The sequence below is a fragment of the Telluria sp. B2 genome (assembly GCF_051789535.1).
Lineage (GTDB): Bacteria > Pseudomonadota > Gammaproteobacteria > Burkholderiales > Burkholderiaceae_D > Telluria.
Genome location: NZ_CP196525.1, coordinates 334,131 through 353,410 on the forward strand (window position 1 = coordinate 334,131; position 19,280 = coordinate 353,410).

Genomic DNA, 19,280 nt, shown 5'->3' on the forward strand with positions numbered 1-19,280 from the left:
GGTAAGGTGCAATGTTTCCTCACATACATATGCATCTATCTGGGAGAAGAGCATGCGATTCACGTTTCCGCTGATGGCTGCCGCCTGCGCGGCCGTACTGAGCCTGACAGCCTGCGGAGGGGGCGGCGCTGACGAGCCGGAAGTCATCAGCATTCCGGCAGCCCTGAAGACCATCGACAACGTGGTCGGCACCGGCGCCGAGGCGGCCAACGGCAGGAAGCTGACCGTCAACTACACCGGCTGGCTGTACAGCACCACCGCCGCCGACAACAAGGGCGCCCAGTTCGAGACCGGCACCTATACGTTCACGCTGGGTGTCGACTCGGTGATTGCCGGCTGGACCCAGGGCCTGCCCGGCATGAAGGTCGGCGGCAAGCGCACCCTGCACATTCCGGCCAACCTCGCTTACGGCGCGAGAGGCCGCGGCCCGATTCCGCCGAACAGCGGCCTGGTGTTCGACGTCGAGCTGCTGAAGGTCGAGTAAGCCCCGGGGTCCGCCGGGCACGGGCGCCGCACGGCGTCCCGTCCTACGACGTGCCGTGCGCACCTTTCCCTTGTGTAGGATGTAATCGCGGCGCCAGCGGCGCACGCGTTCGTCGAACCAAGGAGCACAAGAGCATGTCGCAACACGTCACCCCGCATGAAATCGAAGAACTGACCCCCAGCCAACGCATCTACGCCATCGTCGGCGCATCGTCGGGCAACCTGGTCGAATGGTTCGATTTCTACATCTATTCCTTCTGCGCGCTGTACTTTTCCGCCGCCTTCTTCCCGTCGGGGAACCCGACCACCCAGCTGCTCAACACCGCCGGCATCTTCGCGGCCGGCTTCCTGATGCGTCCGATCGGCGGCTGGATGTTCGGCCGCATCGCCGACCGCTACGGCCGCAAGAACTCGATGCTGATCTCGGTGCTGATGATGTGCGGCGGCTCGCTGATGATCGCGGTGCTGCCGACCTATGCCCAGATCGGCACCGCGGCGCCGGCCCTGCTGCTGCTGGCGCGCCTGTTCCAGGGCCTGTCGGTGGGCGGCGAGTACGGCACCAGCGCCACCTACATGAGCGAAGTGGCCCAACGGGGCCGGCGCGGCTTCTTCGCGTCCTTCCAGTATGTGACCCTGATCGGCGGCCAGTTGCTGGCGCTGCTGGTGCTGGTGGTGCTGCAACAGCTGCTGACCGAGGCCGAACTGAAGGCCTGGGGCTGGCGCATCCCCTTCGTGCTGGGCGCCTGCGCGGCCCTGGTCTCGCTCTACCTGCGCCGCTCGCTGACCGAGACCACGAATGCTGCCGAGCGCAAGCGCAAGGAAGCCGGCAGCGTCGCCGCGCTGCTGAAGGACCATCGCCGCGCCTTCATCACCGTGCTCGGTTTCACCGCCGGCGGCTCGCTGATCTTCTACACCTTCACCACCTACATGCAGAAATACCTGGTCAACACGGTCGGCATGGATACCAAGACCGCCAGCGCGATCATGACCGTGGTGCTGGTGGTCTACATGTGCCTGCAGCCGGTGTTCGGCGCGCTGTCCGACCGCATCGGCCGCAAGACCTCGATGATGTGGTTCGGCGGCCTGGCCGCGATCGCCACGGTGCCGATCATGACGGCCCTGCGCGGTGTCGCCAGCCCGATCATGGCCGGCGTGTTGATCGTTTGCGCGCTGGCCATCGTCAGCCTGTACACCTCGATCAGTGGCCTGATCAAGGCCGAGATGTTCCCGGTGGAGGTGCGCGCCCTCGGCGTCGGCCTGTCGTACGCGGTGGCCAACGCCATCTTCGGCGGCTCGGCCGAATATGTGGCGCTGTGGTTCAAGCAGGCCGGGGTGGAATCGAATTTCTACTGGTACGTCAGCGCGATGTGCGCGATTTCCTTCATCGTGTCGCTGAGGATGCCCGACCCGACCAAGTCGGGCATGCTCAAATAAGGCGCTCCGGAAGCCGAAGGATGCTGCGCCTCAGCGCAGCATATCGATGTGCATGATGCCGTCTTCGTCGTAGGGGGCGGAGACGGTCTCGAAGCCGAAGCCCTGGTAGAACTTCTCCAGGCGCTGTTGGGCGCCAATACGGATGCGGTGCCCCGGGTGCAGCTGCTCGGCGTACTGGATGCCGTGCGCCACCAGCTCGCGTCCCACGCCCGAGCCGCGCACGTCATTCGTCGTGAGGATGCGCCCAAGGCTCATCTCGTCGTACTTCGCGCCCGGCGCCAGGCAGCGCAGGTAGGCGACCAGCACGCGCCGTCCGCCGATGTCGCGCCAGCCCAGCAGGTGGTGGGCGTCGAGGTCGTAGCCGTCGATGTCCGGATACAGGCAAGTCTGCTCCAGGACGAAAACCTGCTGGCGCTGGGCCAGCACTTCGTACAGCTGCGCGTTGGTCAAATCGGCGAAGCTGCACCACTGCCATTCGATCATGTGTGTTCCAATCAGGTGAAAAAGAATCAGGCCGCCGTCTCGAAACCTTCGAGCACGTTGACCGTGTTGATGCCGATATCCGGCCCCAGCCCGCCTTCGAGCACGAAGGCGGTCGGCAGGCCGAGCCAGGCGATGCGTTCGCCGATGCGCAGGAAATCCCCGCCCTGCAGGCCGAAGCCGGCATCGAAGGCGGCGCCGACGCCCAGCGAGACCACCAGCGCCTCGGGCGCGAACATGCCCAGCCTGATGCAGGCCGTCTCCAGCGCCGCCATCCACTGCTGTGCGTGCGCCGCGCGCGGCAGCGGCAGGTTCATGTTGTAGCCGAGTCCTTCGCCGCTGCCGGTTTCGTCGGCGTGGCCGAGGTAGAAGGGGTAGTCGCTGCGCGGGTCGGCGTGGAGCGAGACGAACAGCACGTCGCTGCGGCCATAGAAGATGCCCTGGGTGCCGTGGCCGTGCTGGTAGTCGATATCGAGGATCGCCACGCGTTTCAAGCCATCGTCGAGCAGGTGCTGGGCCGCCAGCGCCGCGTTATTCAGGAAGCAGCCGCCGCCGAAGAAATCGGCCCCGGCGTGGTGTCCCGGCGGGCGGGTCAGCGCAAAGCTGCCGCGCTCGCCCAGGCGCAGGGCATGGGCCGCGTTGATGGCGCAGTCGGCGCCGGTTTTCGCGGCGTTCCAGGTGCCGCTGGTGAGCGGCGTGCCGCTGTCCATCGAGTACAGGCCGAGCCGGCCGTGAAAACTGTCCGGCTCGAGGTCGGAGCGCATGCCGCGGATCGGCCAGCTCGCGGGCAGGGCGTCGGTGTCCGTATTCGCCGGATCGAGGGCCAGCCATTCGCTCCAGGCGTTACGCAGAAAGTGCAGGTAGCGCGGGCTGTGGATGCGTTCGAGCGAGACCAGCGGCACCCGGTGCGGGGTGACGATCTCGCCTAGTCCGCGCCGCTGCAGTTCGGCCAGCACCAGGTCGATGCGCTCGGGCTCTTCACGACAGGGCACCACGTCGCCGCGCCGGCTTGCGCGCCGCGCGCGGTGCTGGCCGTGGTGTTCGTTGTAAAAAGTGAGCAAGGCATCCCCTGAGGTTCCTAGTGATTACCGCACAGTGTACTGCTGTTATAGGCGGCGACGAAATCGTCGAAGCTGCCCGTGTCCGACTGTTCGATGATCGCCTGCTCGGCCAGCGAAGCGGCGGCCTGCTCGGCGAACGCGGCTTCCTCGGCCGGCATCAGCGGGCTTTCGCGGAAGTAAGCCGCGTGCAGCTGGCTCTGGCGCAAACCGAAGGCGGCGGCCGAACCGAGCGCACGCACTTCCTCGAGCACGCGCGCCGACGGCGTCTTGTCCGGGTCGGCGATCTTCGCCTTCTGCAGCGCCAGCGAGGCTTGGTGCACGCCCGGTTCGTTGTGCTCCGCATCGAGCAGCTGCGCCACCGGGCGGATGCGCTCGATGAGTTCGTCGGCCCAGGCCTGCAGCGTCACTTCCGCGCCGTCGCGCGTCAGGGTCAGGCCCGGCTTGCGGCCTTCTTTCACAGTGCGGGCGAAGTTGCGCGCATGGATCTCGCCTTCCGCGGCGCTGATCAGGGGGCTCTCGTCGAGCGCGCAGAACAGCAGGAAGGCGTCCAGGAAGCGGCCGGTCTCGATGCCGACGCCGACCGGCTCGAACGGGTCGACGTCGAGGCAGCGCACCTCGATGTACTGGACGCCGCGGTTGCACAGCGCTTGCACCGGACGCTCGCCGGTACGGATCACGCGTTTCGGGCGGATCGTCGAGTAGTACTCGTTCTCGATCTGCAGCACATTGGTCGAGAGCTGGATCCACTCGCCGTCCTTCTTGGTGCCGATCGCCTCGTACGGGGCATACGGACGGTTGACGGCGTCCATCAGGCTCGTCACATAGCTTTCCAGGCTGTTCTCGTGTGGACGCAGGCCGGACTGGGCATCGTTCTGGTAGCCCAGGTCGCTCATGCGCAGGCTGGTGGCCCAAGGCAGGTAGAGCGTGTCGGGCGACAGCTCTTCGAGCCCGTGCGCGCGGCCGCGCAGGAAGCTCTTGGTCAACGCCGGCGAGGCGCCGAACAGGTACATCAGGAGCCAGCTGTAGCGGCGGAAGTTGCGGATGGTGGCGATGTAGCTTTCGGACTGGAAGTCGCGCAGGGCGTTGCGGCGCTCTTCCTGCACGCCCTCGTTGGCCAGGATCAGCTGCCACAGTTGTTCCGGCAGCGAGTAGTTGTAGTGGATGCCGGCGATGCACTGCATGGCTTTGCCGTAGCGCAGCGCCAGGCCGCGGCGGTAGACGTGCTTGAGCATGCCGATGTGCGACTTGCCGTACCAGGCGATCTCGATCTCTTCTTCCGGCGGCAGTTCGCCCGGCATCGATTCGCTCCACAGCATCTCGTCGCCCAGCTTCGAGTAGGCGAAGCGGTGGATCGCGTCGAGGCGGTGCAGGGTCAGGCCGATGTCGTGCTCGGCCGGCGTGATGAACTCGAGCAGCGCTTCGGCGTAGTCGGTGGTGATCTGCGGGTGGGTGAGCGCCGAGCCGAGCTGGACCGGGTGGGGCGTGCGCGCGAGCTGGCCTTGGCTGTCGATGCGCAGGGTCTCGCGTTCGATGCCGCGCAGACCCTGGCCGAGCAGGCCGCGGTGCGCGTCGTCGTCCAGCAGGGCCAGGCGGCGGGTCAGTTGGTTCGACACAGTGTTTCCTTTCTTATACTGCCTATTCGATTGGTGCAGAGAGTAACCGAAAAACGGACTGCGCGTCGGCGGCCGGTCCATTTCCGGCCGGCGACATTGGCCTGCGGGGCAAACGGCCCTGGCTACCGGGACGGGCTCTTAGCCTGTGGTGCTTTCCGGCGCCGCACCGGCGCCTGCGGCCGGCCTGGCGGGCGGCGCGGCAGCAGGTGTCGAAGCGGGTTTTTTGGCGGGTGCGGCAGCTGGAGGCGTGCCGGGCGCGGCGCCTGGTTCGGCGGCCGGCTTGGCGGCTGGCTCAGTGGCTGGCTTCGTGTCCGGCTTGGTGTCCAATTCGGGCGCTGGCTGCGCCGGCGCCGGTGTGGCGGACGCGGGCGGCTGGGCTGGCGGGGCAGGCAGGAGGATGGGACCTGGCCCGGCAGGCGTGGGTGGGGTCAGCGGGAAGGGACCCGGTCCAGGAGCCGCCGGCGCCAGCTGGGCGGCCAGCCAGCGGCCCATTTCGCGCTCGAGCAGCGGCAGCGGCAGCGAACCCTTGCCCAGCAGGGCGTCATGGAAGCGGCGCAGGTCCATGCGCGGCCCGAGCGCGGTTTGCGCCTTCTCGCGCAGGGCGCGGATGCGCAACTGGCCGATCTTGTAGCTCAATGCCTGGGCCGGCTGGGCAATGTAGCGGTCGACCTCGACCTCGTTGTCGGCGCTGGCATTGGCGGTCTGCGCATTCAGGTAGTCGATCGCCTGGCGGCGCGACCAGCCCTGGGCGTGGATGCCGGTGTCGACCACCAGGCGGGCGGCGCGGAACATCTCGTCGTTCAGGTAGCCGAAGCTGGAGAACGGATCCTTGAAGAAGCCCAGTTCCGGTCCCAGGCTTTCGGCATAGGTGGCCCAGCCTTCGCCGAAGGCCTCGTCCCAGCGGTGGCGGCGAAAGGCGGGCAGGTCCGCCAGTTCGTGGGCGCGCGCCACCTGCAGGTGGTGCCCGGGCAGGGCTTCGTGCAGGGTCAGCGTCTCGACTTCCCACAGCGGCTGGGTGTCCAGGCGTGCCGTGTTGACCACCAGCGCCGCGCTGCGGCTTGGGGTGCCGGCTTCGTAATAGGCGGCGACCTGGCCGGCCGCGCCCTGCTGGCCCAGCGGCTTGACGCCGATGCTTTCCTCCGGAATGGTGCCGAACAGCGCGGGCAGGCGCGCTTCGGCGCGCGCGATGGTGCGCCGGTAGCGCGCCAGCAGGCTGTCCGCGCTGGTGGCAAACAAACGCTTGTCGCTGCGCGCGAAGACCAGGAACTGCGCCAGCGTGCCGCGAAAACCGGTGCGCTTGACCGCAGCTTCCATCGCGCTGCGGATGCGCGCCACTTCCTTCAGGCCGATCGCGTGCACCTCGGCCGGCGTCAGGTCGGTACCGGTGGCGTTCCGGACCAGGAAGGCGTAGTAGCCGGGCCCGCCCGGCAGGCTGCTGGCGGCCAGGGACTCGCGCGCGGCCGGCAGGTACTCGAGGCGGATGAAGTCTTCCAGCCTGCGCAGGGCGGGGGCAGCGCTGGACTCCAGGGCGGTATTCCCGGCGTTGAGAAGTTCCTCGCGCAGCGCGGCATCGATGGTGGCGGGAATGCGCCGCAAGGGCGCCGACAGCGGCCCGTCGGCCAGGCGTTCGCGCATGGCGCGCAGCAGGTCCGGCAGCGCGCGCACGCTGGCTTTCGGCGCGGTCCAGCCGGTGCGCATGCCTTCGCGCATCTGGGCGATCAGGCCGTCGACGTGGGCAGGCAGCGCAGTCAGGCGCGCGATGTAGTTGCGGTAGTCTTCCTCGGTCGCGAAAGGCATCTGCGCGACCAGGCGCGGCAGGCGCACGTGCAGGCCGTCCCAGGCGCTGATCGGCTGTGGATCGAAGGGGTGGAAGGCGTAGCGGGCGAGCTGGCGCTCCTTGTCGAAGACGAACAGGTCGAGCGAGAGGCGTTCCTCCGGGCTCAGGCTGGCGCGGTCGAGGGCGCGGGCGTCTTCGAGCGCCTGGCGGACGTATTCGATGTTGACCCGGCTGGCGGCCAGGCTGGTGTCGGTCAGGCGCGCATTGAAGCGACTGTCGCCGACCGTGGTGGCGTATTCGGGATAGGTCTGCAGCTGCCACTCCCAGTCGCGCTCGAACAGCGCTTTGGCTTCCTCGGACGCGCCGCGCGCCACGCCGTGGAAGAGCGCGGTGAGCAGGACGAGGAGGGAGAACAGGCGGCGCATGGGGTCAGGGTGGTGGCGGTGTGAGCATTGTAGCAATGCGTGGAAGAAGGGCGGCGCACCATGGCTTCGCGGAACATTGCGGTTTGCATGCGTTGTACCGCGTGGACACAGGTGTCCACCCTACGAAACCCTCGCCGTTGTAGGGTGGACTCCCGAGTCCACGCGGTACGACGTGTCGGAAGCCGGCGGCTGGATTCGAGCCCGCGCTCAAGAGATCGCGACCGAACCCGTTATCCGCGCCGCCCGCCGCTGACCCGCTCGATCCCCGCCAGGTCGCGCCAGCTCTGCGCTTCCAGGTACCCGGCTTCGGCCAGCAGAGCGCGCACCGCCGCCGCCTGGTCGTAGCCATGCTCGAGCAGCAGCCAGCCGCCCGGGGCCAGGTGCCGGGCCGCGCTCGCGATGATGGTGCGCAGGTCCGACAGGCCATCGGCGTGATCGGTCAGCGCGTCGACCGGTTCGAAGCGCAGGTCGCCCTGCGCCAGGTGTTCGTCGCCCGAGGCGATGTAGGGCGGGTTCGATGCGACGACGTCGAATACTTCCTCGTCTCCCAGCGCGGCGAACCAGTCGCTGCGCAGGAAGCGCACCCTGGCGCCGTTGGCGCCGGCGTTCGCGCGCGCCACCGCGAGCGCGTCCTCGCTGACGTCGAGCGCGGTGACCTGGGCGTCGGGCCGCGTATGGGCCACCGCCACGGCGATCGCGCCGCTGCCGGTGCCCATGTCGAGCAGGCGCGCGCGCGGCGCCAGGCGTTCGAGCGCCAGTTCGACGATCAGTTCGGTGTCGGGACGGGGAATGAGCACCGCCGGGCCGACCTGGAAGGGCAGGCCGAAGAATTCGCGCTGGCCGACGATGTAGGCGATCGGCTCGCCATCGAGCCGGCGCTGCACCAGGCCCGCCAGGCGCTCTGCCTCGTCGGCGCTCAGCTCGCGTTCGGACTGCGTGATCAGGCCCACGCGCGAGATGCCCAGCGCGTGGCACAGCAGGATGCGGTTTTCCAGCGGATCGAGCGGCAGGCTGGCCTGCAGCGACCCGATGCTGGCGCCGGCGGAGATAGTCATCGCGCGCGGCGCGCCAGCACCCAGACCAGGGTCAGCGTCAGCAGCACGAACCACACCGCCGACCACTGCGGGATCGACAGGCCGAACAGGCCGTCGGTGGCGTTCTCGCACAGGCCGTCGGCCTGGAACAGCCAGGGCATCAGGGTCGCCGTGGGAATTTTGTTGAGCATGGTCTCCATCGGGTCGATCCCGCAGGAGAAGCCAGGATTCGCCAGCACATATAAATGCTTGCCGACCACGCCCAGGCCGCCGAGCGCCGCCAGCAGGGCCACGCCGGCGCCCGCCTTGATCTTGCCGGCGAAGGCGCCGGCCAGGCTCGCGATGCCGACCGCCAGGAACAGGTAGCGCTGGATCACGCACAGCGGGCAGGGCAGCATGTCGTGGGCGTGCTGCAGGTACAGGGCGACCCCGATCAGCGCGAAGCTGATCGCGGCAACGATCAGGAGAACGGTACGGGAAGCGGGCATGCGGTTGGGCTCTCGTTAGTCAGGAAAAACACGGGCGATTCTCGCACGAAGGCCAGGACCGCGCACCCGTATTTTCACATTGGCAACTTAATGCAGACTTAGCCTGCTCTTAATCCCCCAGTGCCGCGAGCAGCTCGGCCTGATGCTCGGCGGCCAGCGCATTGGTCAGCTCCGTCAGGTCGCCATCCATGATGAAGTCCAGTTTATACAGCGTCAGGTTGATGCGGTGGTCGGTCAGGCGCCCCTGCGGGAAGTTGTAGGTGCGAATGCGCTCGCTGCGGTCGCCCGAGCCGATCAGGCTCTTGCGGGTGGCCGCTTCCTTCGATTGCTGTTCGCGCAGTTGCACGTCCTTGATGCGCGCGGCCAGCACCTTCATCGCCTGCGCCTTGTTCTTGTGCTGGCTGCGGTCGTCCTGGCACTCGACCACGATCCCGGTCGGCAGGTGGGTGATGCGCACCGCCGAATCGGTCTTGTTGATGTGCTGGCCGCCGGCGCCCGAGGCGCGATACGTGTCGATGCGCAGGTCGGCCGGGCTGATGTTCACGTCCTCGACCTCGTCCGCCTCCGGCATCACGGCGACAGTGCAGGCCGAGGTGTGGATGCGGCCCTGCGTCTCGGTGGCCGGCACGCGCTGCACGCGGTGGCCGCCCGACTCGAATTTCAGTTTCGAATAGGCGCCATTCCCGACCACGCGCACGATCACCTCGCGATAGCCGCCCAGGTCCGAGGGCGATTCCGACACCATCTCGACCTGCCAGCGGTTGCGCTCGGCGAAGCGGGTGTACATGCGCAGCAAATCTCCGGCGAACAGGGCCGACTCGTCGCCGCCGGTGCCGGCGCGGATCTCGAGGAAGATGTTGCGCTCGTCGTTCTCGTCCTTCGGCAGCAGCATCTTCTGCAATTCGAGATCGAGGCCGGCCAGGCGCGCCTTGGCCGATTCGATTTCATCCTGGGCGAATTCCTTCATTTCCGGGTCGGCCAGCATCTCCTGCGCCGCGGCGATGTCGCCGTTCGCTTCCTGGTACTGCTTGTACAGGGCGACCAGCGGCGAGAGCTCGGCGTGCTCGCGCGTCATCTTGCGGTAGGTGTCCATGTTGGCGGTGGCGCCTTCATGCATCAGGAGTTCGTCGAGTTCGACCAGGCGGTTCGCCAGTTGGTCGAGCTTGGCCAGCATCGATGGTTTCATGGGCTTATGCGTAAAAGAGGTGACAGGTGGCGCGAACAAGCGCCCGGAAGCGCCCATGGAGGGGCGCGCAGCGGGGACGCGCCGCTAACGGCGGCCGCGGAACAGCTGGGGCAGGAGATTGGCCAGGCGCGCGCGTTCGTCGCCCTCGGCGCGGTGCAGGGCCTGCTGCGGGCCATGCAGGAATTTCGCGGTCAGGCCTTTCGACAGCGCTTCCAGCACGGCGTCGACATCCTCGCCCTTGGCAAGCAGGCGCCGCGCGCGTTCGAGTTCGGCCAGGCGCAGGGCCTCGCTGGCTTCGTGCAGGTCCTGGATGACGGGCACCATGGCGCGGTCGCCGATCCAGTGCATGAAGGACTGGACGCGGTTCTCGATGATGGCTTCGGCCTGGGCCACGGCGGCTTGCCGGCTTTCCATCCCGGTCTGCACGACCTGCGCCAGGTCGTCGACGGTGTACAGGTACACGTCGTCCAGGCGCGCGACTTCCGGTTCGATATCGCGCGGCACGGCCAGATCCGCCATGAAGATCGGACGGTGGCGGCGCGCCTTGATGGCGCGCTCGACCAGGCCGAGGCCGATCAGCGGCAGGGTGGACGCGGTGCAGGAAACCACGATGTCGAACCGCGACAGCTGCTCAGGCAAATCGGCCAGGCGGATCGCGCGGCCGTTCAGGCGCGTGGCGAGCGATTCGCCGCGCTCCATGGTGCGGTTCGCGATCGTGATCGACTTCGGGTTCTGCGCCGCGAAGTGGGCCGCGCACAGTTCGATCATCTCGCCGGCGCCGATGAACAGCACGTGCTGGTCGGCGATGCGGTCGAAAATGCGCTGCGACAGACGCACCGCGGCGGCGGCCATGGAGACACTGTGGGCGCCGATTTCCGTGGTAGTGCGTACTTCCTTCGCCACCGCGAAGCTGCGCTGGAACAGCTGGTGCAGGTAGGTGCCGAGACCGCCGGCTTCCTCGGCGGTGCGCACGGCGTCCTTCATCTGGCCGAGGATCTGCGGTTCGCCCAGCACCATCGAGTCGAGCCCGGAGGCGACGCGGAAGGCGTGGCGCACGGCGTCGTCCTGGGGCAGCATGTACAGGTGCGGACGCAGCTCGGCGTAGTTCAGCGCGTGGTAGTGCGCCAGGAACTGGGCCGAGGCGTCGAGCGGGTCGGGCACGCCGCTGGCGGCGTACAGCTCGGTGCGGTTGCAGGTGGAGAGGATTGCGGCTTCGTCGCTGGCGCGGCGCCCGGCCTGGCCGAAGCGGCCGAACCATTCGCGCGCCGACTGCACCGCGCGGCCGAGCTGCTCCGGACCGAGCGCGAGCTGTTCGCGCAGCGCGACCGGTGCAGTCGTATGGTTCAGGCCAACGGCGAGCAGTTGCATTCTGGGAAAAGACGGTGGGAATCGTATGGGGGAATTATACCCTCATGCGCGCAGGGTTTCAGGGGACCGGCAGATCGTTAACGATGCTTCAAGGTAGGGTGGGCACTCTGTGCCCACGCGGAACGGTGAGCAGTGTTGGCAATATTTGCATCGCGCTTGACGCTCCTAGCAAGCGTGTGTGGATGATCATCAGGACACAATTGCCATGATTTGCTGTCGTGTCATCGTCCCGCGATGACGTTGTGCCGGCGTGCGCGTGGGCACAGTGTGCCCACCCTACGAGCGCCTGAAAAAATCGCCCTACCTCAAGCGCCGAGCTTTTCCAAGCGATAACCGTAGCTATACACCGGCACCAGACGGAAACCGTTCTCCGGACGCAGGCTCAGCTTGTTGCGCACGCGCGAAACGTGGGTGTCCATGGTGCGCGAGGGCACGGCGGTATCGCGTACCCAGACCGACTCGTGGATGTAGGCACGCGACAGGGGACGGCCGATATTCCGGAAGAACAGCAGGGCCAGGTAAAACTCTTTCTGGGTGACGTCGATGACGTTGCCATCCTTCAGCAGGCGGCCCGGACGCGTTTCGAACACGTAGGGACCGAACTGCAGCTGCTCGGTGCCGGTCTGCGCCGGATAGGCGCGGCGCAGCAGGGCCGAGACGCGCGCCACCAGCTCGCCGCGGCGCAGGGGCTTGACCAGGTAGTCGTCGGCGCCGGCTTCCATGCCGGCCACGATGTCGTCCTCGGCGCCGCTGCCGACCAGGAACATGACGGGCGCGTCGGGCCCCATCTTTTCCTTGGCGCGGCGCAGGATGTCGGCGGCGTCGCCGTCGCCTGCCGGCCAGTCCATGATCAGGAGATCGGCGCTGTCCTTGCGCATCTGGGTCAACAGCTCCTTGCCGCCCTCGAAGGATTGGCAGCTATGTCCGGCGGAGCTGAGCACCTGGCAAATCAGGTCTGCCTGACTACGTTCATTATCAAGGACAGCTATTCTCATGGCGGCACGCTATTGTCAAAAATAACCTGTAGGATCAATCCTACAACGTTAAACTGACTATAGCAGACTTTGACAAAATAATGCTACTCGTAAACTTCCGATTTTTTATCGAAAGGAATAGCCGGGCAAGAACGGGGACAATGTTTCACTCCTTCCTCACTCGGTAAACCCTCAATTTCGACAGTTTTACGTGTTGGCGCGAAAAAACCACAACATGCGGCGGAAACGCAACATCTTGATGCAGCGAGCACGCTGTCTGGCCGTTTTTTGGTAGCAAAAACACGCATTGGCGTGAGACCGGCGCGACAGCTGGCCAGCGTCGAACAGGCGTCGGTCTGGTTGTGCTTGGACGGCGGGAACACGCGTCCGGTTCCGGAAAGGGAGGAAAGGCGGCACGCCAGGCGTGCGGGAGAAGGAGGGGAAGCAGCCCGCCGCGCGTGCGGACGGGCTGCGCTGGCCGCTCAGGCGTCCGGCAGCACCACGTTGACGTCGAGCACTTCCAGGTTGCCCTGGCGGTCGAGCGAGATCTTGATGTCGTCGGCGTTGACCTTGGTGTACTTCGAGATCACCTCGATCAGCTCGCGGTGCAGGGCCGGCAGGAAATCCGGGCCGGTACGGTTGGTCCGCTCACGGGCGATGATGATTTGCAGCCGTTCCTTGGCCGCGTTCGCGCTCTTCTTCTTTTCGGGGAACAGGAATGAGAGCAATGCCATGTCACTTGGTCCCAAAGATGCGTTGCAACAGACCCGGCTTTTCGTAGGTCGTGAAGCGCAGCGGGCGGTCTTCGCCCAGGAAACGCGCGACCACGTCCTCGTAGGCCTCGGCCACGTCGGTGCCCTTGAAGTGGATCGCCGGATTGCCCTGGTTCGAAGCGTGCAGCACCGATTCCGATTCCGGGATGATGCCCAGCAGCGGAATGCGCAGGATTTCCTGCACGTCCTGGTAGGACAGCATTTCGTCGTTCTCGACGCGGCGCGGCGAGTAGCGGGTGATCAGGAGGTGTTCCTTGACCGGTTCGCCGCCGCTCTGGGCGCGGCGCGACTTGGCCTGCAGGATGCCCAGGATGCGGTCCGAGTCGCGCACCGACGACACTTCCGGGTTGGTCACGATCAGCGCTTCGTCGGCGAAGGTCAGCGCCATCAACGCGCCATGCTCGATGCCGGCCGGCGAATCGCAGACGATGTATTCGAAGCCCATCTTGACCAGTTCGTTGAGCACGCGCTCGACGCCTTCTTCGGTCAGGGCGTCCTTGTCGCGCGTCTGCGAGGCCGGCAGGATGAACAGGTTGTCGCAGTGCTTGTCCTTGATCAGGGCCTGGTTCAGCGTCGCTTCGCCGTTGATCACATTGACCAGGTCGTACACCACGCGGCGTTCGCAGCCCATGATCAGGTCGAGGTTACGCAGGCCGACGTCGAAGTCCAGCACCGCGGTCTTGTGGCCGCGCAGGGCAAGGCCAGTGGAGAAACTCGCGCTCGAGGTGGTTTTGCCCACGCCGCCCTTGCCGGACGTCACAACAATAATTCTTGCCACAAAAAGGTCCTTTACAGTATCTGGTCAGAGTCTGATTACGCGCGGGCCGGAGCCGGACTCAGTGATGATATATCGATCCGGTCGCCGACCAGGCGAATTTGGGCCGGCTGGCGCGCCAGCTCGGCCGGGAAACCTTCGTCGAATGTGCGGTAGACGCCGGCGATCGACACCAGCTCGGGCTGCAGCGACAGCCCGAAGATGCGCGAACTGGCATTGCCCGACGCGCCGGCCAGGGCACGCCCGTGCATCGGTGCATAGACGTGGATGCTGCCGTCGGCAATGATCTCGGCGCCGTTGTTGACGACCGCGGTGATGATCAGGTCGCAGCCGCGCGCGTAGACGCGCTGGCCGGCGCGCACCGGGGTGTCGACGATCATGGCGGGCAGCGGCGCGGCCGGGACCGGTGCGGGCGCAGGGGCCGGCGCGGGTGCCGGTGCGGGAGCGGCGGTCGCGGCCGTGGCGGCGGCGACATCCTCGCGTGCGCGGTCGGCGCCGGCGCCGTCGTCGAGCGCCAGGCCGAGCGCCTTGACGGCCTCGGCCATCTCGGGCGTGGCGCCGCGCACGGCGACCGCGTTCAGGCGGTATTTCTTCAGCAGGTCGACCAGTGCGCGCCAGTCGATATAGGCGGTCCCGGCGGCAATCGCGCCGACGTCGATGACGGCGAATTCATCCTCGAAAAAGTCCGACACCCCGCCGGTCATCTGCTTCAGCGCCGCATCGATGGCGATCGGATCGGACGAATGCAGGATCGCCGAGATCGCGACAACCGTGGAGATCTTGATTTCGATGGGCAGGCTGGACGGACTTTTCGACATAAACAGTTCTGGTTGGCTATAGCCCGTGCATTCTACTGTGAAATTTGCTGAAAAGGGCAGCGTTTCCAGCATCATTCCGAACGGCAATTTTTGATGCTTGTCTGTTCCAAAATTTGCCTTCCTTCATGGGAAAAAACTGACTTTGTACCTACTGGTCAATACAGGTTGTTTTCCGTGAATAAGCTGATAAGATTGATCTCGATCAAACGCAAACCCGGGTGCGAAATTAACATGCGAGGTTTCCGCCGGACCGTACCGGCGGCGATGCGAAGGCGCGGCCCTCTTTTTTTGCGGCCGGGTCTGCCACCGACCCGCACGCGCCCATCAACCCTGGCCCAGCCAGTTACCGGAGACAAGCATGGAAGACGTCGTCATCGTAGCAGCCGGCCGTACCCCGGTCGGCAAATTCGGCGGCTCGCTCGCCAAGATTCCCGCCGCCGAGCTCGGCGCCCACGTGATCCGCCAGTTGCTGGCGAAAACCGGCATCGATCCGGCCAGCGTCAGCGAAGTGATCATGGGGCAGGTGCTCACCGCCGGCGCCGGCCAGAACCCGGCGCGCCAGGCCGCGCTCAAGGGCGGCCTTCCCGACATGGTGCCCGCGCAAACCATCAACATGGTCTGCGGCAGCGGCTTGAAGGCCACCCACCTGGCGGCCCAGGCCATCAAGTGCGGCGACGCCCAGGTCGTCATCGCCGGCGGCCAGGAAAACATGAGCGCTTCGCCGCACGTGCTCCCGAATTCGCGCGACGGCTTCCGCATGGGCGACACCAAGCTGGTCGACACCATGATCGTTGACGGCCTGTGGGACGTGTACAACCAGTACCACATGGGCGTGACCGCCGAGAACGTGGCGCGCAAGTACGAGATCTCGCGCGCCGAGCAGGACGAATTCGCGCTGCAGTCGCAGCTCAAGGCCGAGGCCGCCGTGAAGGAAGGCCGCTTCAAGGACGAGATCCTCCCGGTGGACATCCCCTCCAAAAAGGGCGTCACCGTGTTCGACACCGACGAATACCCGAAGCACGGCAGCACCATCGAAGCGCTGGCCAGCCTGCGCCCGGCCTTCAACAAGGAAGGGACCGTGACCGCCGGCAACGCGTCCGGCATCAACGACGGCGCCGCCGCCGTCATCATGATGAGCGCCTCGAAGGCGCGCGAACTGGGCTTGCAGCCGCTGGCGCGCATCAAGGCCTATTCGTCGGCTGGCCTGGACCCGAGCATCATGGGCATGGGCCCGGTGTCGGCCTCGCGCCTGTGCCTGCAGAAGGCCGGCTGGACGCACGAGGACGTCGACCTGATGGAAATCAACGAGGCGTTTGCCGCACAGGCGATCGCCGTCAACAAGGAAATGGGCTGGGATACGTCGAAGATCAACGTCAACGGCGGTGCGATTGCGCTGGGGCACCCGATCGGCGCCTCGGGAGCACGCGTCCTGGTCACCCTGCTGCATGAAATGGTGCGCCGCGACGCCAAGCGTGGCTTGGCCAGCCTGTGCATCGGTGGGGGGATGGGGGTGGCGCTGGCGGTCGAACGCGACTGAGCGCGGCCGGGCAGCAGCTGTAGGTTCTGAAAAGTGACGGACAAAAACTAGGAGAAGACGATGGCTAGAGTAGCATTAGTGACCGGCGGCATGGGCGGCCTGGGCGAAGCGGTCTGCATCAAGCTGGCCGCTCTGGGATACACGGTCGTCACGACTCACTCGCCGGGCAACACCAAGGCCGAAAGCTGGCTGGCGGCGATGCGCGAGCAGGGTTACAACTTCAAGGCCTATCCGTGCGACGTGGCCGACTACGATTCGGCGCAAGCCTGCGTCAAGCAGGTCGAGCAGGAAGTCGGCCCGGTCGACGTGCTGGTCAACAACGCCGGCATTACGCGCGACATGACCTTCAAGAAGATGGACAAGGTCAACTGGGATGCGGTCATCAAGACCAACCTGGACTCGGTGTTCAACATGACGAAGCCCGTCTGCGACGGCATGGTCGAGCGCGGCTGGGGACGCATCATCAACATCTCCTCGGTCAACGGCCAGAAGGGCGCCTTCGGCCAGACCAATTACTCGGCCGCGAAAGCCGGCATGCACGGCTTCACGAAGGCCCTGGCCCTGGAAGTGGCGCGCAAGGGCGTGACCGTCAACACCATCTCGCCGGGCTACATCGGCACCAAGATGGTGATGGACATCCCGAGCGAAGTGCTGGAAACCAAGATCATCCCGCAGATCCCGATGGGCCGCCTGGGCAAGCCGGAAGAAGTGGCCGGCCTGGTCGCCTACCTGGCGTCGGATGAAGCCGCTTTCGTCACCGGCGCGAATATCGCGATCAATGGCGGGCAGCATATGTACTGATTGATGGTCGAGCGCCCAAGCAAAGGCGCTTGAGCTGCAACAACAGGCCCGGACGAGCAATCGTTCGGGCCTTTTTTCTGAATGCTACCGTTATCAAGCCGCCTGCTTGTCTTCAGGTTCCGGTTTAGTGAGATCCTGGCCAACCTGACCGTTGTGCAAGACAATTACCCGCTCCGCCATCTGGATCGTTTCCGGACGGTGCGCGACGATGATGCGGGTCAGTGGAATTTTTTGGATGGCCTGGTTGACGGCCTGTTCATTCCATACATCGAGGTGGCTGGTCGCTTCGTCCAGGACCAGGATTTTCGGATTCTTGTACAGTGCCCGCGCCAGCAGGATGCGCTGTTTCTGTCCACCCGACAGGCCGGTCCCGATATCGCCGATCAGCGTGTTGAAGGCCATCGGCATGGCGGCGATCTCGGGCGCGATGGCGGCGAGCTCTGCGCAGCCATAGACCCGCTGCATATCAACCATCGGATCGAAGAAACTGATGTTGTCCGCGATCGATCCGGCAAACAGGGTGTCGTCCTGCATTACCGTACCCAGCATATGGCGATAGTTCGCCAGGCCGAGCGTACCCAGGGGCATCCCACCGATACGAATTTCGCCTCCGGTTGGCGTGAGCAGGCCAAGCAGCAGCTTCATTAGGGTCGTCTTGCCACAGCCCGAAGGTCCGGTGATCGCCACGCATTGCCCGGCAGGAATGCTGAGGTTGAGCTCGCGGATGACCTCGGGCTCGCTGTCGGAATAGCGGAAACTCAGGTTGTTGATCTCGATGGAGGGCGTGATATGGCTCGCGTCGATCTCGGCTGCATCATCATCCCGTTCCGGTTCGGCCAGCACGATGTCGGCCACGCGCTCCCCATGTAGGCGCATCATCCGAAATTCGAATAGCTTGTCGATCAGGCTGGCCATGCGCTGGCTGAACTGGTCCTTGTAGCTGATGAAGGCGAACATCATCCCGACCGAGAACTCATTGCTGAGCACAGCGAGGGCTGCGAGCCAGATCACGATCACGCGCTCGCCGCCGAACAGCAGGGTGTTGGCGGTCTGGTAGGAAACCGCTAGCCTGGCGATGCGCAGCTGGGCATTGAATTCGTCGGTCAACGAGTTCATCCAGCCCGAACGGCGTTCTTCGCTGCGCCCGAACAGGCGAATACTTTGCATGCCGCGTACCGTCTCCATGAAGTGGCTCTGCTGTTTCGCGGCGTGGATGATTTCCTCGGAGTTCGCATCGCGCAGGGGACGGAATATCGCCCAGCGCAGCAGCGCGTAAAGCAACACGGCGACGCAGGCCACGGCTGCCAGCGTAGTGCTATACAGAAGCATCATGACCAAAGTGCCCAGTACCAGTACACCGTCGATAATTCCTTCGACGAATTGGGTCGTCAGGCTGGTCTGGATCTGCTGGATCGAACCGAAGCGCGACACGATGTCGCCGGTATGGCGCTTCTCGAAGTAGGGTAGCGGCAATTTCAGAAGATGAACGAAGGCATTGCCCAGCCATTGCAGGTTCAGGCTGGTGGACAGCACCGTAGTGACCCAGGAACGCACGGCGCCGATCGCAGTCTGGAGCAGTACCAGCAGCAGGAAGCCGCAACCGAGCACCGTGATCAGGTCGCGGTCCGACGCCAGCAGTGCTTCGTCCACGATCCACTGCATGTAAAAGGGAGCGATCAGGGCGCAGACCTGCAGGGCCAGGCCGAGCGCGAGCAGCTGGAACAGACCGCGGCGCAGGCCGATCACATGTCCCATGAGGGACACCAGGGAAAACTGCTGGCGTTCTTCCTTGGGCCTGAATTGCGCGGTTGGCGTCAGCTCGAGCGCAATGCCGGTAAAGTGCTTGCCGAACTCGGCCAGTGTCGTACGACGTTCGCCGACGGCAGGATCGTGTACGACGACATGGGTGGCCGAGATCGACTTGAGCACCACGAAGTGGTTCAGGTCCCAGTGCAGGATACAGGGTAGCTTCAGTTCGGGCAAATGTTGGATGTCCAGCTTGAGCGGGCGTGTTTGCAAGGACAGACCGCCTGCCATCGCCATCAGGCCCTTCAGATTTACGCCTTTCATCGACACGGAGAAGCGGCGGCGTATGCTCGGGATATCGGTCCGATGACCCCAGTAGCTGGCGATCATCGCCATGCATGCCAAGCCACATTCGGCCCCTTCAGTTTGCAGCAGGACGGGCAGCCGGCGGTTGTTCCAGAAAGCTAGCTGGGAAAGAACAGAAAGTTGCATAATTCAGTCGCCATC

At 65.4% G+C, this 19,280-nt stretch carries 17 protein-coding genes; 4 read left to right on the forward strand and 13 right to left on the reverse strand.

The features are described 5' to 3' along the window. Positions 1-52: 52 nt before the first annotated feature. Together ACSUZJ_RS01535 and ACSUZJ_RS01540 are read left to right on the forward strand one after the other, a co-directional pair. Positions 53-484 carry an FKBP-type peptidyl-prolyl cis-trans isomerase gene (locus ACSUZJ_RS01535; RefSeq protein ID WP_499412658.1) on the forward strand — a complete coding sequence of 144 codons (432 nt, stop codon included), beginning with the start codon at positions 53-55 and terminating at the stop codon, positions 482-484. Between the two features lie 134 nt (positions 485-618). Further along, the gene (locus tag ACSUZJ_RS01540; protein ID WP_499412660.1) at positions 619-1,917 is read left to right on the forward strand and encodes an MFS family transporter; all 1,299 of its coding nucleotides are present in this window, start codon (positions 619-621) and stop codon (positions 1,915-1,917) included. A gap of 30 nt (positions 1,918-1,947) precedes the next feature. Here ACSUZJ_RS01540 and ACSUZJ_RS01545 read toward each other — a convergent pair whose 3' ends face one another. The 12 genes from ACSUZJ_RS01545 to minC form a co-directional block, all read right to left on the reverse strand. After that, positions 1,948-2,400 (reverse strand): GNAT family N-acetyltransferase, encoded by a 453-nt coding sequence (locus ACSUZJ_RS01545; protein WP_499412662.1) that lies wholly within the window; start codon positions 2,398-2,400, stop codon positions 1,948-1,950. A 26-nt stretch (positions 2,401-2,426) separates the two neighbouring features. Further along, positions 2,427-3,458 carry a histone deacetylase family protein gene (locus ACSUZJ_RS01550; protein WP_499412664.1) on the reverse strand — a complete coding sequence of 344 codons (1,032 nt, stop codon included), beginning with the start codon at positions 3,456-3,458 and terminating at the stop codon, positions 2,427-2,429. Between the two features lie 17 nt (positions 3,459-3,475). Next, positions 3,476-5,071, reverse strand: a complete 1,596-nt coding sequence (gene gshA, locus ACSUZJ_RS01555; RefSeq protein ID WP_499412666.1) for a glutamate--cysteine ligase — start codon at positions 5,069-5,071, stop codon at positions 3,476-3,478. Positions 5,072-5,209: 138 nt separating this feature from the next. Continuing rightward, the gene (locus tag ACSUZJ_RS01560) at positions 5,210-7,273 is read right to left on the reverse strand and encodes a DUF885 domain-containing protein (RefSeq protein WP_499412668.1); all 2,064 of its coding nucleotides are present in this window, start codon (positions 7,271-7,273) and stop codon (positions 5,210-5,212) included. 230 nt (positions 7,274-7,503) lie between these two features. Further along, entirely contained in the window at positions 7,504-8,328 is an 825-nt protein-coding gene (prmC, locus tag ACSUZJ_RS01565; protein WP_499412670.1) for a peptide chain release factor N(5)-glutamine methyltransferase, read from the reverse strand. Then, a complete protein-coding gene (locus ACSUZJ_RS01570; RefSeq protein ID WP_499412672.1) occupies positions 8,325-8,795 on the reverse strand; it encodes a disulfide bond formation protein B in 471 nt (156 codons plus the stop codon). The genes prmC and ACSUZJ_RS01570 overlap by 4 nt, the downstream gene beginning before the upstream one ends. Positions 8,796-8,904: 109 nt before the next feature. Continuing rightward, on the reverse strand, positions 8,905-9,981 hold the full coding sequence (gene prfA, locus ACSUZJ_RS01575; protein WP_499412674.1) for a peptide chain release factor 1: 1,077 nt from the start codon (positions 9,979-9,981) through the stop codon (positions 8,905-8,907). An 84-nt stretch (positions 9,982-10,065) separates the two neighbouring features. After that, the gene (hemA, locus tag ACSUZJ_RS01580; RefSeq protein WP_499412676.1) at positions 10,066-11,349 is read right to left on the reverse strand and encodes a glutamyl-tRNA reductase; all 1,284 of its coding nucleotides are present in this window, start codon (positions 11,347-11,349) and stop codon (positions 10,066-10,068) included. A gap of 305 nt (positions 11,350-11,654) precedes the next feature. After that, positions 11,655-12,344: a response regulator transcription factor gene (locus tag ACSUZJ_RS01585; protein ID WP_499412678.1), complete on the reverse strand. Its 690-nt coding sequence runs from the start codon at positions 12,342-12,344 to the stop codon at positions 11,655-11,657. A 461-nt stretch (positions 12,345-12,805) separates the two neighbouring features. Next, positions 12,806-13,057 (reverse strand): cell division topological specificity factor MinE, encoded by a 252-nt coding sequence (gene minE / locus ACSUZJ_RS01590; RefSeq protein WP_056340553.1) that lies wholly within the window; start codon positions 13,055-13,057, stop codon positions 12,806-12,808. Position 13,058: 1 nt separating this feature from the next. Further along, complete coding sequence (gene minD, locus ACSUZJ_RS01595) at positions 13,059-13,874, reverse strand: septum site-determining protein MinD (RefSeq protein WP_499412680.1); 816 nt, start codon at positions 13,872-13,874, stop codon at positions 13,059-13,061. Positions 13,875-13,909: 35 nt separating this feature from the next. Next, entirely contained in the window at positions 13,910-14,689 is a 780-nt protein-coding gene (gene minC / locus ACSUZJ_RS01600; RefSeq protein ID WP_499412682.1) for a septum site-determining protein MinC, read from the reverse strand. A 358-nt stretch (positions 14,690-15,047) separates the two neighbouring features. Here minC and ACSUZJ_RS01605 point away from each other — a divergent pair, with 358 nt between their 5' ends. Together ACSUZJ_RS01605 and phbB are read left to right on the forward strand one after the other, a co-directional pair. Beyond that, positions 15,048-16,226, forward strand: a complete 1,179-nt coding sequence (locus ACSUZJ_RS01605) for an acetyl-CoA C-acetyltransferase (RefSeq protein ID WP_499412684.1) — start codon at positions 15,048-15,050, stop codon at positions 16,224-16,226. A 60-nt stretch (positions 16,227-16,286) separates the two neighbouring features. Next, positions 16,287-17,027 carry an acetoacetyl-CoA reductase gene (gene phbB / locus ACSUZJ_RS01610; protein ID WP_499412686.1) on the forward strand — a complete coding sequence of 247 codons (741 nt, stop codon included), beginning with the start codon at positions 16,287-16,289 and terminating at the stop codon, positions 17,025-17,027. Between the two features lie 93 nt (positions 17,028-17,120). Here the strand turns inward: phbB and ACSUZJ_RS01615 are convergent, their stop codons facing one another. Beyond that, on the reverse strand, positions 17,121-19,265 hold the full coding sequence (locus tag ACSUZJ_RS01615; RefSeq protein WP_499412688.1) for a peptidase domain-containing ABC transporter: 2,145 nt from the start codon (positions 19,263-19,265) through the stop codon (positions 17,121-17,123). Positions 19,266-19,280 lie beyond the last annotated feature (15 nt).

What these genes read in the sequence shown, in the direction of transcription:
- ACSUZJ_RS01535 (WP_499412658.1), top strand. Translation starts at nt 53, where the DNA reads ATGCGATTCACGTTTCCGCTGATGGCTGCCGCCTGCGCGGCCGTACTG.
- ACSUZJ_RS01540 (WP_499412660.1), top strand. Translation starts at nt 619, where the DNA reads ATGTCGCAACACGTCACCCCGCATGAAATCGAAGAACTGACCCCCAGC.
- ACSUZJ_RS01545 (WP_499412662.1), bottom strand. Translation starts at nt 2,400, where the DNA reads ATGATCGAATGGCAGTGGTGCAGCTTCGCCGATTTGACCAACGCGCAG.
- ACSUZJ_RS01560 (WP_499412668.1), bottom strand. Translation starts at nt 7,273, where the DNA reads ATGCGCCGCCTGTTCTCCCTCCTCGTCCTGCTCACCGCGCTCTTCCAC.
- prmC (WP_499412670.1), bottom strand. Translation starts at nt 8,328, where the DNA reads ATGACTATCTCCGCCGGCGCCAGCATCGGGTCGCTGCAGGCCAGCCTG.
- ACSUZJ_RS01570 (WP_499412672.1), bottom strand. Translation starts at nt 8,795, where the DNA reads ATGCCCGCTTCCCGTACCGTTCTCCTGATCGTTGCCGCGATCAGCTTC.
- prfA (WP_499412674.1), bottom strand. Translation starts at nt 9,981, where the DNA reads ATGAAACCATCGATGCTGGCCAAGCTCGACCAACTGGCGAACCGCCTG.
- hemA (WP_499412676.1), bottom strand. Translation starts at nt 11,349, where the DNA reads ATGCAACTGCTCGCCGTTGGCCTGAACCATACGACTGCACCGGTCGCG.
- ACSUZJ_RS01585 (WP_499412678.1), bottom strand. Translation starts at nt 12,344, where the DNA reads ATGAGAATAGCTGTCCTTGATAATGAACGTAGTCAGGCAGACCTGATT.
- minE (WP_056340553.1), bottom strand. Translation starts at nt 13,057, where the DNA reads ATGGCATTGCTCTCATTCCTGTTCCCCGAAAAGAAGAAGAGCGCGAAC.
- minC (WP_499412682.1), bottom strand. Translation starts at nt 14,689, where the DNA reads ATGTCGAAAAGTCCGTCCAGCCTGCCCATCGAAATCAAGATCTCCACG.
- ACSUZJ_RS01605 (WP_499412684.1), top strand. Translation starts at nt 15,048, where the DNA reads ATGGAAGACGTCGTCATCGTAGCAGCCGGCCGTACCCCGGTCGGCAAA.
- phbB (WP_499412686.1), top strand. Translation starts at nt 16,287, where the DNA reads ATGGCTAGAGTAGCATTAGTGACCGGCGGCATGGGCGGCCTGGGCGAA.
- ACSUZJ_RS01615 (WP_499412688.1), bottom strand. Translation starts at nt 19,265, where the DNA reads ATGCAACTTTCTGTTCTTTCCCAGCTAGCTTTCTGGAACAACCGCCGG.